The 16,249-nt window shown below is 54.6% G+C and carries 12 protein-coding genes; 7 read left to right on the top strand and 5 right to left on the bottom strand.

Annotation, left to right across the window (positions count from 1 at the left end):
• Positions 1–172: 172 nt before the first annotated feature.
• The gene (locus ACR3ZL_RS02080) at positions 173–1,678 is read right to left on the bottom strand and encodes a trypsin-like peptidase domain-containing protein (RefSeq protein WP_473649540.1); all 1,506 of its coding nucleotides are present in this window, start codon (positions 1,676–1,678) and stop codon (positions 173–175) included.
• 270 nt (positions 1,679–1,948) lie between these two features.
• Between ACR3ZL_RS02080 and ACR3ZL_RS02075 the strand changes: the two genes are divergently transcribed.
• The 3 genes from ACR3ZL_RS02075 to ACR3ZL_RS02065 all read left to right on the top strand — a co-directional run bounded on the left by ACR3ZL_RS02075 (position 1,949) and on the right by ACR3ZL_RS02065 (position 7,311).
• Positions 1,949–2,461 (top strand): hypothetical protein, encoded by a 513-nt coding sequence (locus tag ACR3ZL_RS02075; protein WP_486173176.1) that lies wholly within the window; start codon positions 1,949–1,951, stop codon positions 2,459–2,461.
• A gap of 66 nt (positions 2,462–2,527) precedes the next feature.
• Positions 2,528–4,159, top strand: coding sequence for a citramalate synthase (cimA, locus tag ACR3ZL_RS02070; protein ID WP_473649542.1), 1,632 nt, complete (start codon positions 2,528–2,530; stop codon positions 4,157–4,159).
• 59 nt (positions 4,160–4,218) lie between these two features.
• Positions 4,219–7,311: a class I tRNA ligase family protein gene (locus ACR3ZL_RS02065; protein WP_473649543.1), complete on the top strand. Its 3,093-nt coding sequence runs from the start codon at positions 4,219–4,221 to the stop codon at positions 7,309–7,311.
• Between the two features lie 115 nt (positions 7,312–7,426).
• On the opposite strand, the gene ACR3ZL_RS02060 is transcribed toward ACR3ZL_RS02065, so the two are convergent.
• A complete protein-coding gene (locus ACR3ZL_RS02060) occupies positions 7,427–8,221 on the bottom strand; it encodes an RDD family protein (RefSeq protein WP_473649544.1) in 795 nt (264 codons plus the stop codon).
• 247 nt (positions 8,222–8,468) lie between these two features.
• Between ACR3ZL_RS02060 and ACR3ZL_RS02055 the strand changes: the two genes are divergently transcribed.
• Together ACR3ZL_RS02055 and ACR3ZL_RS02050 are read left to right on the top strand one after the other, a co-directional pair.
• On the top strand, positions 8,469–9,629 hold the full coding sequence (locus ACR3ZL_RS02055) for a transposase (protein WP_473649545.1): 1,161 nt from the start codon (positions 8,469–8,471) through the stop codon (positions 9,627–9,629).
• A 320-nt stretch (positions 9,630–9,949) separates the two neighbouring features.
• Positions 9,950–10,393, top strand: coding sequence for a hypothetical protein (locus ACR3ZL_RS02050; RefSeq protein WP_473649546.1), 444 nt, complete (start codon positions 9,950–9,952; stop codon positions 10,391–10,393).
• 155 nt (positions 10,394–10,548) lie between these two features.
• Here the strand turns inward: ACR3ZL_RS02050 and ACR3ZL_RS02045 are convergent, their stop codons facing one another.
• Positions 10,549–11,367 carry an IS5 family transposase gene (locus ACR3ZL_RS02045; RefSeq protein WP_473649547.1) on the bottom strand — a complete coding sequence of 273 codons (819 nt, stop codon included), beginning with the start codon at positions 11,365–11,367 and terminating at the stop codon, positions 10,549–10,551.
• Positions 11,368–11,753: 386 nt separating this feature from the next.
• Here ACR3ZL_RS02045 and ACR3ZL_RS02040 point away from each other — a divergent pair, with 386 nt between their 5' ends.
• Both ACR3ZL_RS02040 and ACR3ZL_RS02035 read left to right on the top strand, forming a co-directional pair.
• Positions 11,754–12,692: a DUF1559 family PulG-like putative transporter gene (locus tag ACR3ZL_RS02040; protein WP_473649548.1), complete on the top strand. Its 939-nt coding sequence runs from the start codon at positions 11,754–11,756 to the stop codon at positions 12,690–12,692.
• 399 nt (positions 12,693–13,091) lie between these two features.
• Positions 13,092–14,363 carry a PQQ-binding-like beta-propeller repeat protein gene (locus ACR3ZL_RS02035; protein ID WP_473649549.1) on the top strand — a complete coding sequence of 424 codons (1,272 nt, stop codon included), beginning with the start codon at positions 13,092–13,094 and terminating at the stop codon, positions 14,361–14,363.
• 282 nt (positions 14,364–14,645) lie between these two features.
• Here the strand turns inward: ACR3ZL_RS02035 and ACR3ZL_RS02030 are convergent, their stop codons facing one another.
• Positions 14,646–15,173, bottom strand: coding sequence for an integrase core domain-containing protein (locus tag ACR3ZL_RS02030; protein ID WP_473649550.1), 528 nt, complete (start codon positions 15,171–15,173; stop codon positions 14,646–14,648).
• A 138-nt stretch (positions 15,174–15,311) separates the two neighbouring features.
• Positions 15,312–15,818 (bottom strand): helix-turn-helix domain-containing protein, encoded by a 507-nt coding sequence (locus tag ACR3ZL_RS02025; protein ID WP_473649551.1) that lies wholly within the window; start codon positions 15,816–15,818, stop codon positions 15,312–15,314.
• Positions 15,819–16,249 lie beyond the last annotated feature (431 nt).

Here is a 16,249-nt window from a genome sequence, read left to right as displayed (position 1 = left end):
GAAGATCCTCGGTCGCCACACATGCGGGTGTGTGACAATTGAAAATCTCCCGTCCCAGGACGATTTCATCTCCGCCTTGATCGGGTGGTGAACCAAACGGTGCACCATTCACTTGAACAACAAAACCTAAATGTGGTCTCAGAGCATCGCTCCGCGTCCGCATTCAAATCATTTAGCGACGGGAGGTTCCCGTTTGGCTGGCCAATTGCATGTGGCCGTAAAGCGTTTTGTCGTGACGTACGACATAGAACTTGGCATTCGGACCACTCTGAATTTCTGGGTGCTCGAGGATTCCCGCCAAGTCACTTAAGTTGGATGTTTGCCAGGAATGAATTCCAAGCAAGACATCGCCTACTCGAATTCCCTGCTCATCTGCAGCGGAGCCGCTACGCACATCGGTAATCACAAGACCGCCACGGTAGCTGGTGCTCAATTGGCGGTTCATTCGCCGTGTGAATGTGTCACTAGCCGGCCGAACTGCGACACCGATGACTTGCCAAGCAAGAGAAGCCGTCGGGTCCGCAGTGCCACTGGAACTGGGTAACGTCGCCACATAGGTCTCGTACACTTCCCCATCACGGTCAAACTCCACACGAAGCTTTTGCCCCGGGGTGGCATCAAGAACTGACAACGCATACTGAAGCGATGTTTGAACCGAACGGTCTTCCACCTTCAAAACGCGATCGCCAGGCTTCAAGCCGCCTTGTTGGGCTGAGCCGCCATCGTTGAGATCGACAATTCGGAAACCGCCTGAGCGATCACTCTTGCCACGCAAACCAATGACGAACCGTCGATCGTTGTGACGGGTAACCATCTCGTTAACCGTCTCAAGCACTTGATCGATCGGAATTGCGAAAGCGATCTGTTGAGCCCCCACACGAACAGCCACGTTGATACCGATGATCTCGCCATCGATATTTAGCAACGGGCCACCTGAGTTTCCCGGGTTGATCCCGGCACTGGTTTGAATCAAATCGTGGTAGCTCTGCGTTTCGTTGACGGGAATGTCCCGGTGCAGAGCGCTGATGATGCCCACGGTGCTGGTGTGGACGTATCCAAACGCATTGCCAATCGCAATGACGGGCTCGCCGATCATCAGATCATTGCTGTGACCACGCGGAATCGTTTCGAAAGGTCCCGCTCCGCGAAGCTTAACGACGGCTAAGTCGCTGCTGGGGTCCGAAGTCACCAAGTCGGCACGGGTCGTTTCACCGTTATGCAAGGTGACGTTGATCTCGTACACGTCTTCGACAACGTGGTAGTTCGTCACGACGTAGCCTCGTGAGTCGATCACGACACCGGTCCCCATGCCATTGACCTGCTTGGCAACGTCACTGGACGCACCGGCGTTCGCCGAAGCGGAATTCCGCAGCGTTTTCTGGCCATGCAGGTTCACGACGGAGGGCGAGGCTCGTCGAATCGCGGTCACCGTTGGCGTTTCACGCGCCGATCGATGGCTGACAGCGTCACTGGTATCCGCTCGAAAGCTGGTCGCTCGGACGCCTTCAAGTTCGCTGGCAACGGTGAACGACGTCGTGGCACTGGCCAAAACGGTGGCCAACACGGCCACCCACGCACCGCACTTGGACAACGAGTTGCCTTGCCCGGATCCAGGGACGAACAAACGTTTCGGCACGGCCTGACAGCGCGTCCCGAAAAAATAATAAATCAAATTCATGCAATCCCCGCACCCACCGAGCCAGCCGAAATGAACGGAAGCTGTGTGCCAGCCAGAATGACCGGCACGAGGGGAGTCATCGGGTCCAAAGGCACAATTGCTTGATCCCGCGCAACCGGCCCGTCAAGGTTTACCAGGCTTCACATTTGCGCAGTGCAGTTCCTCTCCAATGAGGATATTATTTCCGCTTCTATCGCAATTATCCTTCAGTCGGCCGGGACTGACGAAAATCGTCGAGCCCTACGAAATTTCCCGTTTTCACGCTACAACATGCCCATGGCCAGAATCGGTATCGTTTTCGGATTGTTGCTTTGCGGGTTGACTATCGCTGGGCTCAGCGTCACCACTCAGAAGAGCTACACCCAGTTCATTCCGATGATGTTCGGCATCCCGATGCTGTTTTTGGGCGTTGTTTCGCTCAATCCGCATCGACGCGAGGGATCGGTGTTGTTCGCAGCCGGATTGGCGGCGTTGGGGTCGGTGCTCGGCGGCGGCCGACTGTTCATACTGGCCCTGCAACATGTTGGTGGCGGGTACGTGAACCCAATCTCGCTGCGATTGGTCACCGTGATGACAGGTTTGTGCCTAATTTTCGCTCTGATCGCTTGGATTTGGCGGAAACATCGCAAACGGGACGCCACCTCCCAAGCTCTGGCGGCCAAGGCGTCCAAACAAGCCCTGGAAACCGCCGTCACGCTGAAACCGCCTCCCGAAACCACTGAAAATCCCTATCAAACCCCACCGATTCTTCCCAACTCGACCAATGATCGAGGTATCGGTTGACGCTCCCAGCTCGCCGACCCGCTCCATCGACTCGACCGCCCCCCAGCTTTCGCGATCTCCATCCCCATGACCGCCCCCTCTGACGCTTCCCCAAACGCCGCCACCGAAAACCGGGCGGTCAAGCCGATCACGATCTACGACACGACCCTGCGTGACGGCTCCCAGGGTGAAGGCGTCAGCTTTTCGCTCCAAGACAAACTCAATATCGCCACGCGATTGGCGGAAATTGGCATCGAATACGTCGAAGGCGGCTACCCGCTTTCCAACGAAAAAGACGTGGCCTTCTTTGAACAAGTCCGCAAGCTGGACATGGGCAAGACCAAGGTCTGCGCCTTTGGGATGACCCGTCGGCGGTCCATGAAAGCCGAAGACGATCCCGGCATGCAGGCGCTCGTCGCCGCGCAAACCCCTTGCTGCACCATGGTGGGCAAAACCTGGGACTATCACGTCACCGAAGTCTTGCGGGCGACTCTGAATGAAAACCTGGACATGATTGGGGAAAGTACCGCGTTCCTCGCCAAGCACAGCGAAGTACTTTACGACGCGGAACACTTTTTCGATGGCTATCGTGCCAACCCGCAATACGCACTGAAGACGCTACAAGCAGCCGCCTCCGCCGGTGCGAAGTGGATGGTCCTTTGCGATACCAACGGGGGAACACTTCCGGAACAAATCACCGAGATCACGCTCGCTGCCCAAGCCGCCCTGAAAGACCACGACGTTCAGTTTGGGATCCACTGCCACAACGATAGCGAACTCGCCGTCGCCAACTCCCTCGCCGCCGTCGACGCCGGGGCGACACAGGTCCAAGGGACGATCAACGGCATCGGCGAACGCTGTGGCAATGTAGACCTAATTGCCATCATCGCTAACCTCTCGCTGAAGAAGCCCAACTACGAAGTTCTCGGCGGACGATCACTGAAATCACTGACCGAACTAAGCCGGTTCGTCTACGAAACCGCCAACTTGCAGTGGCGTGGCAACCAACCGTTCGTTGGCCAAAGTGCCTTCGCCCATAAAGGCGGAATGCACGTCCACGCGATCAACAAAGCCGCGTCGACCTACGAACACATTGACCCAGCCCTGGTCGGCAACGAACGACGGATCCTGGTCAGCGAATTATCCGGCCGCAGCAACATCGAAGCAGTCGCCGGCAAGCATGACCTCGCCGACGACAAAGAGCTAATGGGAAATATCCTTGCCGAGGTCGTTCGCCTGGAAAACCAGGGTTACCAATTCGAGTCCGCCACGGCGTCTTTCGATCTGCTGATCAAACGGGTTAGCGGGAAGTTCACGCCGCACTTCGAAACGATCAAGTACCGCATCGTCGCCGGTGACCGCGACGTGCAAAACAACGTCGCCTTCGCCGAAGCGATCATCAAGCTGAAAGTCGGCGACACGCTGTGGTTCGACGCTGCCGAAGGTCACGGGCCAGTCAACGCCCTCGATGCGGGACTTCGCAAAGCACTCACCGGCGCCTACCCGCAATTGAGCGAAATTAGCCTAATCGACTACAAGGTTCGTGTCGTGGATTCCGGCTGCGGAACCGCCGCGTCCATTCGCGTTAACATCGAAAGCACCGACGGTAAAGAAACCTGGGGCACGATCGGCGTCAGCGACAACATTATCGAAGCGAGCTGGAAAGCATTGGTCGATAGCGTCGAATACAAACTGCACAAAGAATCCAAACCAGCCTAACGGCAGCGGCCGCCCGCAAAATTCAAATACAAAACACCGACAACTAAAAACTTGAACTCATGACCGAAATCCCAAATCGTTTCGACCACGCTCAAGCCGCTTCTGAAATCGCAAAGCTTTGGGACGAGGCTGGCTGCTCACACGCCGATCCAACCAGCGACAAGCCTCCCTTCGCCGTCGTTATCCCACCACCGAACGTCACCGGCGCACTGCACCTCGGACACGGCCTGAACAACACGCTGCAGGACATCGTCGTTCGCCGCAAGCGAATGCAAGGCTATGAAACTTTGTGGGTTCCCGGCACCGACCACGCTGGCATCGCCACCCAAGCAGTTGTCGAGCGGCGACTGAGAGAAGACGAAAACAAGACCCGCCACGACCTCGGCCGCGAAGCGTTAGTCGATCGGATTTGGCAATGGAAAGACCAATACGAAGAACGCATTCTCGAACAACTCAAACGAATGGGCTGCAGTTGCGATTGGCAACGGTTGCGATTTACCCTTGATGACCAATGTGCCGCCGCCGTTCGTGCCACGTTCTTTGACCTATTCGGCAAACAACGAATCTATCGGGGCAAACGATTGGTTAACTGGGACACGTTCCTGCAAACCGCCGTTAGCGACGACGAAGTCAATAACGTCAGCAAGAAGGGCCACTTCTGGCACATCTTCTATCCAGTGATCGCCCCCAAGGCGGGTGAACCCAAGACCATCGAAATCGCGACCACGCGTCCGGAGACCATGCTGGGCGATACCGCCGTTGCGGTGCACCCCGACCCCGAAGCCGCCTTCGACAAAGTCGCTGCGGAGCTTAAGGAAAAACTGGCTGACGCCTCCGAAAAGGAAAAGCCTTCGCTCACGCAACAACTCGAGGCACTTCAGCAACGACGCGCTGACATGCTGCCGCTGTTGATCCAGCTTCGCGACATGGCATTGGACGGTCGAAAACTGCGTCTGCCACTGCTGGACCGCGAGATTCAGTTGGTTGCTGACGAATGGGCCAAGCCCGAGATGGGGACCGGTAGTGTGAAGATCACACCTGCCCACGATCCCAACGACTACGAAGTCGGTCTGCGTTGCGATCTGACGATGTTGAATATCCTCAACCCCGATGGAACGATCAACGCCGAAGGCGGCAAGTACGAAGGCCTGACGATCCCGCAGGCACGCAAAGCCGTGGTGGCGGACCTGGAAGCCATCGACCTGCTCGGCGACATCGAAGACCGCGATATCGAACTGCCCATCAGCGACCGCAGTAAGACTCCGATCGAGCCTTACCTTGCTGATCAGTGGTTTGTCGCCATGGACCAACTCGCTCAATCGGCAATGGACGCCGTTTCCGACGAGCGGGTAAAGATCTTCCCTGTTCGCTACCGCAAAAGCTATCTCGATTGGCTCAGCGAAAAACGCGACTGGCCGGTCAGTCGTCAACTGTGGTGGGGACACCGTATTCCGATCTGGACTGCCTCGGCTTTGTCCAAGGCCGACGCCAAGACCATCACCGATAAACTCGATGCGATCGCAACCGATTATCCCGGGCAACTGCACCACCAAACCGACGCTGATGGTGACTCCACCGTTGCTGTCTTCGCATGCATCCGCGATGAAAACGAAGCACTCCAATCCGCTGTCGAGGCGACCGGTCTGATTCAAGATCCAGACGTGCTTGATACCTGGTTTTCATCCGCATTGTGGCCACACAGCACACTCGGTTGGCCGCAAGAAACACTGGAACTGGCGAAGTTCTATCCCACCGCTACGTTGATCACCTCACGCGACATCATCACATTGTGGGTCGCGCGGATGGTCTTGATGGGTCTAAACAACTTAGGCGAAGTTCCGTTCAGCGAAGTCTACATTCACTCCAAGATCATGGACGGTTTTGGTGAAGGGATGAGCAAATCCAAGGGCAATGGCGTGGACCCCAACGACGTGGTCGACAAGTTTGGTCCTGACTCATTGCGATTCGGACTGGCTCGTTTGGCGACCGAAACCCAAGACGTTCGCTTGCCCGTTCAGTACGAATGCCCGCACTGCGAAAAGCTGGTTGACCAATCTCGTAAGACGCAAAAAGCGGCATCAGTGCAGTGCCCCGCCTGTAAAGAAACGTTTTCAACCCAGTGGGCCGAATCGGACGAAGACAAGGCGTTCCCCAAAGCTGCCGTCGTCAGCGAACGATTCGAAACCGCTCGTAACTTCGTCAACAAACTCTGGAACGCATCCCGCTTCACGTTGATGAACCTGGATGGATTCCAGCCGCAAGCGATCGACATCGACACACTTCCGATCGAAGACAAATGGCTGCTTAGCCGGTTGTCGACGGTCACCAAACAAGTCAGTGAAGGTATCGATCACTATCAGTACGCCGAAGCGTCACGCATTCTTTATGACTTTGCCTGGAATGAATTCTGCAGTTTCTATGTCGAGATCGCAAAACCTCGGCTCAGTGACCCAGCGCAGGCCGCAGTCACTCAAAACGTGATCGCACACGGTCTCGATCAATTACTGCGTCTGCTCCACCCCATCATGCCGTTCGTTACCGAATCGGTATGGAGCTATCTTGGCGAACTGGCACCCACTCGCGGTGTTCCCGAGCCGACCCAAGCAAGTAAATTTGTGATGACCGCCGCTTGGCCCGAATCGATTTCGGAGCACCACGACCCAACCATTGAACAGCAATTCAGCGAGTTCCAAGAGATCGTTGCTGCGATCCGCCAAATCCGAGCCGCTCAAAACATCCCGCCACGCGAAACCGTGCCCGTTTCAATTCGCTGCGATGCCGATTCGCAAGCTCGGTTGCAACCCATGGCCGCCTACTTCACCGCTCTCGCATCGGCTGAAGTTACGGTCATCGGACCCGACGCGAAATCATTCGAAACGGACGCCCATGTCGGCCTAGCGGATATCAACATCGATGTTCATGTTGACCTGGAAAAGTTCATCGATGTCGAAGCGGAAGTCAGCCGTCTCGAAAAACTGTTCGGACAGATCACCGGCCAGATCAAAGGCAAGGAATCCAAACTCGGCAACGAAAACTTCGTCAGCCGAGCTCCCGCGGATATCGTCGCCAAAGAACGCGAGTCACTCGACAACCTCAAGCAACAGCTTGTCACCATCGAAGCAGACATCGCCCGCATGAAAGCGAAGTCCTAACGCCAACGTAGGTCACTCGTTGGAGTCCAGGCTTCAGCCTGTTACGACTGAGTCTCACTTAGCTCATCAGAGCAGAGCGAATTCACTCGGACATGCCCGAGTAGTAAGCAACTCATCATTTGCGAATGTCGACAACACGTGTTCCTGATAGAGAATCGTGCCAGCCGACCTGAGTGTCACCGAATAAGAACGAAAGCGGATCGAATGGAATCATTCGCGCAAGACTTCGCCCCAGGATCTTTCCGAAGCCGGCTCGACCACCGCCTTCCGCGACCACACGGGTTCCGGTGATGAACTTCGCAAACGTTGCTCCGAAGATCGCTTCGGTCAAAACAAAATAGGCAAAGAAGCCAACGAAACCTAATCCAGAAGCGAGAAGGTTCATGTTTGCTTCCTCTTCGGGAGATAGTTCCCCGCCGTTCATCCCTATCATCACCAGAGCCACCACCACGCCGATCACAAATGAAAATATGTACGTGAAGACAGTGTCCAACAGATAGTTAGCCAATCGCTTGTTTTGTGATGCCAGCGGTCCCGAACTGGATTGGGGAGCGTCCGCTACATCCGTCAGCGAGGACGCGTAAGGGTTCGGCGCACCACCGCTCGGTGTCATTGAGCGCACTTTGGGCTGGGAAACAACAGCAACGGGAGCCAAATCCGTTTCGGTTAACTCGTTAAAGAAATCAGCGTCAACGCCTAGAGAACTCGCTGCGGGCTGCGTCTGTACCGGTGCGGCCGGGCGCGTCGGTGCAGGCCGCGGTGCCGCCGGACGACTGGCTGCGGACGTCCCTCCGGAAGCCTTCGAAGCGGGAACGCGAAGCTGTTTTCCACAAGTGCACTTCACGACCTTACCAGCGGCCGTTTCAGGAATCTGCAGCAACTTCGAACAACCAGGGCACTTTAGTTTCATCAGAGACTCATCCCAGCGAATGGTTTTCGGAGACTCCCGCCTCGTCACAACCTGTGTTTGTTGGCGACCCGCGTCGCCCCAGACCAATCATAACCCAAACGTCGACGATGCAACCCAGGGCCGGCCAAATCACCCCAATCCTGTTCGGTGCCACCCAATCCTGTTCGGTGCCACCCACCTTTTATTTGACTCGGTAAGAGCAGTTGATAGGTTTATTGAGATCGAATCGTTCACTAGGAGTAATTCCATGCCTCGGCCGAAACGTGAAGAACAGTTTGGAAGTAGCGAGATTTGCATCGTCCATGCGGTGCAGAGGTGTGTTCGGCGGGCGTTTCTAGCCGGCGTCGATGCACAGACCGGCAAAGATTACTCGTTTCGAAAAGAGTGGATCCGTCGACGGATGGAAGCTCTGGCCTCCGTCTTCGGGATCGATGTGCTCTCCTACGCGGTGATGAGCAATCACCTGCACGTGATCCTGCGCAATCGGCCTGATGTGGTGGCGAATTGGAGCGACGCAGAGGTCGCAATCCGCTGGCTGCGAGTGTTTCCAGGACGCCGAATGGAAGAACACCTGGCCGAACCGACGGAACATGAAGTCAAAGTCCTGGCGAGCAACGCAGAGCGAATCGCGGAAATCCGCCAGCGAATGTCGGACATCTCATGGTTCATGCGGTCGTTGGCTGAGCCGATTTCTCGATTGGCCAATAAGCAAGACGAATGCACGGGGCGTTTTTGGGAGGGACGGTTTAAGGCTCAGCGAATCGTGGACGAGGCCGGATTGCTCGCGTGCAGTATGTACGTTGATTTGAACCCAGTTCGAGCGGCGATGACGGCGGATCCAGCGACTTCCCCGCATACTTCCGCATTTGATCGCATTCAGGGAAGCCAAGGAAGATGCATTGATTCCGCAGCGTTCGACTTGAAGCCGGTTCCGACCGAGGAAGCGGCTAAGAAGATCCGCGAAACGCCTGTTGAAGAACTTCGCGCGCAGCGGAAAGCAAAGAAACGCAACCCAACGGGCAAGCGAATTCGTCGTGATGCGTGGTTGGCTCCGTTGACGCTATCGCCAGACAAACTGTCCAGTGATGCGGAAGTCAATCGCGACGGATTGCGAGCAAGCAACAAGGGTTTTCTGCATGTGTCGATTCGCGATTATCTCAGGTTGTTGCGTTGGACAGCGAAGCAGAGCGTTGATGGAATCGCGGCGAAGGTCCCTGACGCGCTCGCCAGTACGTTGACGGAGATCGGAATCGACGCATCGATGTGGCGAGACCTGGTGTGGCATTGGCAGAAGTATTTCGGCAAATCGATCTGTGTTGGTTCACCCGAGTCGATGCGTCGGGATGCCCAGCGATGTGGTAAACGCCATCACCAAGGCCAAGCCTCCGCATCGGCCTGCTTTACCTAGCCCGTCTCTCGCTTAGCCGCAGCCTTGCAGCCAACAATATGCTACCAGTTTGCGCTGACAGTCTCTTTCGTTGGCAGCAACACAGAAAACCAATCTACACAGTGCAGCCACACCCACAGGAACCGATACACAATCGCAATGGAAGATGGATGGCACCAAATCGAATACGCAATGAAAGATGGATGGCACCAGATCGAATAGGATGAAAGCTTTTAGCAAGCGTGAAGTTCCAATGACGGTGTACCCTAGCCGCCCGATTTTTGTGTAGCCTAGGACTTGAGTTATATGCCCCCCCATTCCCACCCGTTTAAAACAAACACGTGAAGTATCTACCTGCCCTGATTTTTGTTCCGTTGTTCGCCTTGGGAGCGTTCGGAATGATCGGCACCTGCAAGAAAGTAATGCGGATGCAGATGATCCGTGGAGAGCGGGTTGGGGCCGAAACCCGATCGAAAATCATTACGTCCAAACTAGATCGCGGCAGTGTTTACTGGATCGCGTGGGATGGTGAAGACATCACTAAGCGAGGTGACCATCGACTAAATCTTCCACAGGAAGTTTGGCAAAACTCCGCAGTCGGTGATAGCATTGATTTGGTCTTCGTACCAGGAAGTACCACGCCGTATCACCGCGACGGCATCTTCGCGAGTGATGGAAATCTGATTTTTGACTACGTGCTTTTGCTAATCGAATTTCTGATGGTTGCTGGAGCAGTTATCGGAGCACTCGCAATCATAATCCGGGTAGACCGTCAATCGAATTAGAATCTAAGTTAAACCGTAAACGTCGCAGCTCGCCGGCCTGATTGCATGGAAGCAAACATAGCATTGAACTTTCTATAGATCACTGCACCGTTTGCTAAGAACCGGACAGAAAACCATTGTTTTGAAAACAGCACGTAAAGACTTGAGCTTTTGAATCAGTCGGCAAGTTGGACGTCATTGTGCCAGATTCGAAAAGTGAGAATTACCATCACTAAGATTGCCCACCCGTGAATCACCGCTTCGCTGCGGTCATAACGAAACCGCAAGCGTCGAAGTCCTTTGAGCCAAGCGATTGACCGCTCGACGACCCACCGGATGCGACCCAAGTGACTGCCATGCGGTGCGCCTCGTTTTCGGATAAAGGGTTTCATGCCCAGGCATCGCAAGACATCTCGAGTCGCTTCGCTGTCGTATCCCGCATCGGCGTAAACCTCATCCGGTCCGATTCGCGGACGCCCTGGCTGTCCACCAACATGCGGAAACTCGTTCTCGATGATCGGCAGGATCTCTCGCTGATCGCTTCGATTGGCTCCCGCAATCGTGATCGCCAGGGGAACACCGTTTCGATCCGTCATCAGCGTGAACTTCGTCCCCAATTTGCATCGATCGACTGGGCTCGGGCCTGTCCGGTCGCCGCCGCCAAACGCGCGGACTTGAGTGCTGTCGATAATCGCCGTCTCATGCTCAAGATCTCCATCGCGACGCAACAGCCGAAGCATGTCCAAGTGAACGCGATCCCAAATACCAGCCTGCTGCCAATCACGAAGTCGGCAGCGAGCGGTCTCACCGCTGCAGCCCATTTCCTCAGGCACGTCTCGCCAACGGACTCCGGTAACCAATACGTACCAAATCACACGCAGCACTTCATAGTGGCCAATCGGTGGTCTCCCACCATCGGGACCAACAGGTTCTTCAGGAGGGAGGTGATGGACGACGATATCGTAAAACTCTTTCGGCATACTTGCGTGAGCCATGACGCATCTCCTTGAAGCGAAAATGCTGCACGATGGCGCAAATGCCGTGCCAATCTGGTCAGGGGTTTTCTGTCCGGTTCTAAAGTCGAAACGTCGATGGTACGTATATCTTTATCGTAGCAAGCCGATGATTTCCCGACTGAGATACCAACATGGAATGAGTCCAGCCGAGAGACGCTTGACTGATTAGCCGTGCTCACGTCTGACTGTTTGCGGAGGCTCAAGCTGTTTGCGGAGGCTCAAAAAGAGCAGCAGACGCTCAAAACGCAACGTCTTACTACGTGCGACAAAGCTCTCTCACTTATTGTCCGATGATATGATAGTGTTCCGCGAATGCTTCTCGCATAGCAGTCGCGGAGTTCAAATCAAATCAACAAGGCGAGCGGATGCGAAAACTGGATGAGAGAGAACATATCGTAGGAACGCCGAAGCGAGCGTTCACGTTGATTGAGTTGCTGGTGGTGATTGCAATCATCGGCGTGCTGGTGGGACTGCTATTGCCGGCAGTTCAAGCGGCACGGGAAGCCGCGCGAAGAGTGCAGTGTTCCAATAACCTGAAACAGATCGCAATTGGTTTCCACAATTACCATTCCGTGCACCGTCAATTGCCTCGTCAACAAGATCCCCTCACGCGGCACACGTGGGCGGTCGGCATCATGCCGTTTATCGAGCAGGGGACAATCTACGAACGATACGACTTTAACGCTGATTGGGACGATCTCCAGAACCGCGAAATCATTCAAACGAACATCAGCACTTATCTGTGTCCGTCGACGCCGGACAATCGCAGTTTCGCAATCGACGGTGGCTTTCCGACCGCAACGACGGACTACGTTCCACCGGGAGCAATTGCGGCAGAGTTCAATCAGTCCGGCCACATCACACGTCGCAAGAATCCCGACGGCATGTTGAAAGGCAGCAAGGTAACGCGTTTTCGCGACGCACTTGATGGCCTCTCCAACACGCTGCTATTGACCGAATGTGCAGGACGCCCACAGTTCTTTGTCAGAAACCGTTTAGGACCATCGACTAACAACAATGGCTGCAACAATGCCGACGTCACTCAGTCCTTAGCGAAATGGGGAGGCTGGGCCAATCCAGGACATTCAATTCCGATTCACGGATTTCAAGGGAATGGTCTTCGTTGCACCGGACCCTATGTCATCAACAAAACCAACAACAACGAAGCCTACTCATTCCACACCAGCGGTCTCCAAATCAATCTGGCTGACGGAAGCGTCCGATTCATTTCGGAACAAATCAGCGCGGATGTCTTCGTCGCCTTGATCACCTACCAAGAACACGAAATCGTGGGCGAGTTCTAATGTTGGGCGGCCGATCAATTTGCAGATAACTCATGCGTCGCAACGGGCCGTCGGCCATCGAAACGAACCATGAGGTCTGGCTTCACTATTCCGTCAACCGGCCATTTCGACGGCTCCATCAACAATATCGGTCTGTGGGAAAGCAGCTATCTATGACGGGTTGTCACTGCAGACGCAATCGAAGCGGCAGTCCACTGCAACCAATTCGTTACCAATGAAGAGGCCATCTCAAATTCAAAATTGAGCGAGTAGAAACGTTGTTAACTCGAAGAACACTGGGGTGAAGAACACTGGGATCTCGAAGAACACGGTGAACCATCAACGGTCGCAGTCAAATCAGTTATCCTACCGGCTTCCCGATTCTCAGTTCGCTCATCGACCAAACAGTGACAATTCGTCATGCGCCAAATCAAGATCCTTTTGCTAACCGTTTTGCTGCCATCCCTGCTAGCGGCCGAGGACTGGCCAGTCTGGCGTGGTCCAACGCTGAATAATCACACACATGAATCAGCGATCGAATCGATACCGCTCACATGGTCACCCTCTGAGAACGTTCGTTGGAAAAGCTCGGTACCCGGGGCCGGCCACGCGTCACCGATCGTCGTCGGTGACCACATCTTCGTACTAACACACGAAGCTGACGCTCAGACGATCACCTTGCTGCGGTACGACTTGAATGATGGCAGTCAATCTCAACGAGTAATACTTCACAAGGGAGTGGTGCCACCAAAATACTTGCACAAAAAGAACACGTGCGCTTCGGGCACTCCATCGAGTGACGGAAAAACCATTTTTGTCGTTGCTCAAGTCAATGATGCGATTCACGCCAGTGCGATTTCTTTGGATGGAAAGATCCTTTGGCAGACAGCGGTCGCACCCTACTTGGTCAGCAGTAAGTTCTGGTTCGGCTACGGATCCTCGCCTTTGTTGCTGGACGATTCCATTGTGGTAGCGGTCGACACTGACAACGACGACCGTGGACTTTATGCGCTGGCAAAGGACACTGGCCGACAAATATGGAAAGCGCCACGTCCAGAAGCAGCCAGTTACTCGTCACCCATACTGGCAAATGTCGGTGGAAGATCACAAATTGTGATCAGTGGTGGTTCCCAGGTCGTCTCCTATGATCCGAACACAGGAAAACAAATCTGGACTGTCAATGCGACGACAGACACGACTTGTGGCACGATGGTATGGAACGATTCAATGGTCTTTGCCAGCGGTGGTTACCCTAGTTCAGGCACTTTTGGAATCGAAGTATCCGGAGATCAAGCCGAGATCGTTTGGGAAAACAAAGTCAAGTGTTACGAACAATCCCTATTGATCGCCGGAGAGTATTTGTACGGAATCGGAAACAACGGCGTGGGATATTGTTGGCGTGCCTCGGATGGAAACGAGATGTGGCGGCAACGCATGAAGGGTCCGCACAGCGCATCGCCCTTGCTGATCGGGGACCGTATCTATGCATCCAATGAGCGAGGAGAAACATTGGTCTTCCGCGCATCACCGGACGGCTTTGAGCGACTTGCGACAAATCGCTTGGGTGACATCTCGTTTGCAACACCCGCCTACGCCGATGGCAAATTGATTCTACGACATGGGTCTAGAGAATCAGACGAACGAAAGGAATACCTTTATGCCATTGGCAAGTCCACGCCCCCCGCGGAATGAGTCCGATTGTGGTCAATCGATCATGGGGTCAACAATAGTCGTGAACTTGCCGTGATCGATCGACTAACGATCGAGCAATATTCAATGCCGCAATAAAACCTAGGCACTGTAAGAATTGGTTCTAGTAAGAACTGAGCCGTTTAACGCGAGCCGACAACGACTTTAATAACCGGGCTGCGGGCTACTCAATCGCCACCGCTGGGAGGGTTACTGCTATATGAAAAAGCCGGAGACATGGGTAACCCATGTTCGGGGACAGAGGTAACACTTTTGCTCAAGGAATTATACCGATATTGGGCTAGTCGTTTGGCCGGATGGAGCGCAGCGGAATTCGGCCAAACGACTAGCTCGACGGATCTCGCCAGTGGTCTCGTTCAGCAGACCGACCACGAAGCAACAATAGTAGATGTCCCAAACTCCGTCGTCCTTGCTCGGAAGTAGCCCCACCCACTGGTCGATGAAAACTTCACTTAATCGATAGGCAACTCCACGAAACTTAATCTGACCAGCTCGGTTCGCTCGGCGTGTCTCGAATCGCGAACTGTATTCGTAAGCAGGAAGCTTGCCCCGGAACTCACGATCGCTTACCTGGTATCTGTTTGAAGGAACGTGGTCACTCAACGCTTCATGCGGTCGATCGTGGTTGTAGATGTCACACCAGCGATCGAAACATTCTTGGCTACGATGGAGCGAACCGAAGTGACGATCTTGAAGAACTTCTTGCTTGAGTGTGCGATGAAATCGTTCCAGCTTGCCACTACCCTGTGGATGGAAAGGTCGACCGTGGATTACTTGAACGTCGTGTCGCATCAACCAAATGCTTACTTTCGTGTGGCCAAATACTCCTGAGCTGTTGCCTCAAGGTGTCCCGTTATCCACGTAAATCGCGTAAGGCAGCCCGTACCGACGAAAGGTCCGCCGAAGACTATTCTTGACCGTTGCGCCACGCTAATTGGCACAAGCGTCGATGCAAAGCGAAAACCTCGAGTGGTCATCCAAGAGCGTCAGTGGATAACAGTAACGTTTCGAGGCCAGGGCAAACTCGCCTTTGAAGTCCATCTGCCACATCACGTTGGGCTGATCATGCTCGAAGCGGCTCGAGTTCTTTGCGGTGAGCCGTTCTCGCAACTTGCCATGGCGCCGCAGTACTTCCGTGATGGTACTGGCCGCCGGCACATCCTGGATACCCATTGCCAGCAGTCGTGCACGCAGCTTTCGACCACCCCAGGTGGGTTGTTGTTCGCGAAGTGTGAGGATTTGTTGTTCGAGTTGGTCACTCGTTCGCCTCGGAGACCGCTTGGATCTGCGAGATTGGTCATCGAGGGAGTCGGATTCTCGAGTCCGTTTGAGCCATTTGTATCCCGTCTTGCGCGAGATCCCAAACCGCCTACAAAGCAATGAGATATTCGCTCCTGGAACATCCGCCAAATCCAAAAACTCACGTCGTTGAGACACTCGATCACTCCCTTTCCAGCACATAAAACGCCTCCGAATGAGGCCAATTTACGGCTGTCGTTAAAGTGTTACCCATGTCTCCGAACGACTGTTACCTATGTCCCGGCCTGCACAAGTAACTCCCCCCTCCCGGAACATGAAACCGCCCTTAAGTGGTCGACGGAAACCATTTTTCCGCGTTGGTCGGGAATTTCGGCTAGAGTATTACCCTGCGAAATGGGGAGACAGTCACCCACCTCGCGAGGTGCGGTTGGAGTGAACTATTGCAGGGGCTTTGTAGCGCAAGCACCTCACCCCGCCTACCACGACCCCACTCACTACGCCCCCACCTACTACGGCTGAAATGCCAAGTAGCCCGCAATCTCTCTGGTCAAAACATGGAAAAGCACGCGAGACAACCCAATCGCGCCCAAAGCACTCGCCGTCGGAAT

It is taken from the genome of Rhodopirellula sp. J20-39 (assembly GCF_057365095.1).
The sequence above is the reverse complement of the archived record's forward strand: the minus strand, read 5'-3'. Positions and strand labels throughout refer to the sequence as shown.

What these genes read in the sequence shown, in the direction of transcription:
- ACR3ZL_RS02045 (WP_473649547.1), bottom strand. Translation starts at nt 11,367, where the DNA reads ATGGCTCACGCAAGTATGCCGAAAGAGTTTTACGATATCGTCGTCCAT.
- ACR3ZL_RS02030 (WP_473649550.1), bottom strand. Translation starts at nt 15,173, where the DNA reads ATGCGACACGACGTTCAAGTAATCCACGGTCGACCTTTCCATCCACAG.
- ACR3ZL_RS02060 (WP_473649544.1), bottom strand. Translation starts at nt 8,221, where the DNA reads ATGAAACTAAAGTGCCCTGGTTGTTCGAAGTTGCTGCAGATTCCTGAA.
- ACR3ZL_RS02075 (WP_486173176.1), top strand. Translation starts at nt 1,949, where the DNA reads ATGCCCATGGCCAGAATCGGTATCGTTTTCGGATTGTTGCTTTGCGGG.
- ACR3ZL_RS02035 (WP_473649549.1), top strand. Translation starts at nt 13,092, where the DNA reads ATGCGCCAAATCAAGATCCTTTTGCTAACCGTTTTGCTGCCATCCCTG.
- ACR3ZL_RS02055 (WP_473649545.1), top strand. Translation starts at nt 8,469, where the DNA reads ATGCCTCGGCCGAAACGTGAAGAACAGTTTGGAAGTAGCGAGATTTGC.
- ACR3ZL_RS02040 (WP_473649548.1), top strand. Translation starts at nt 11,754, where the DNA reads ATGCGAAAACTGGATGAGAGAGAACATATCGTAGGAACGCCGAAGCGA.
- cimA (WP_473649542.1), top strand. Translation starts at nt 2,528, where the DNA reads ATGACCGCCCCCTCTGACGCTTCCCCAAACGCCGCCACCGAAAACCGG.
- ACR3ZL_RS02065 (WP_473649543.1), top strand. Translation starts at nt 4,219, where the DNA reads ATGACCGAAATCCCAAATCGTTTCGACCACGCTCAAGCCGCTTCTGAA.
- ACR3ZL_RS02080 (WP_473649540.1), bottom strand. Translation starts at nt 1,678, where the DNA reads ATGAATTTGATTTATTATTTTTTCGGGACGCGCTGTCAGGCCGTGCCG.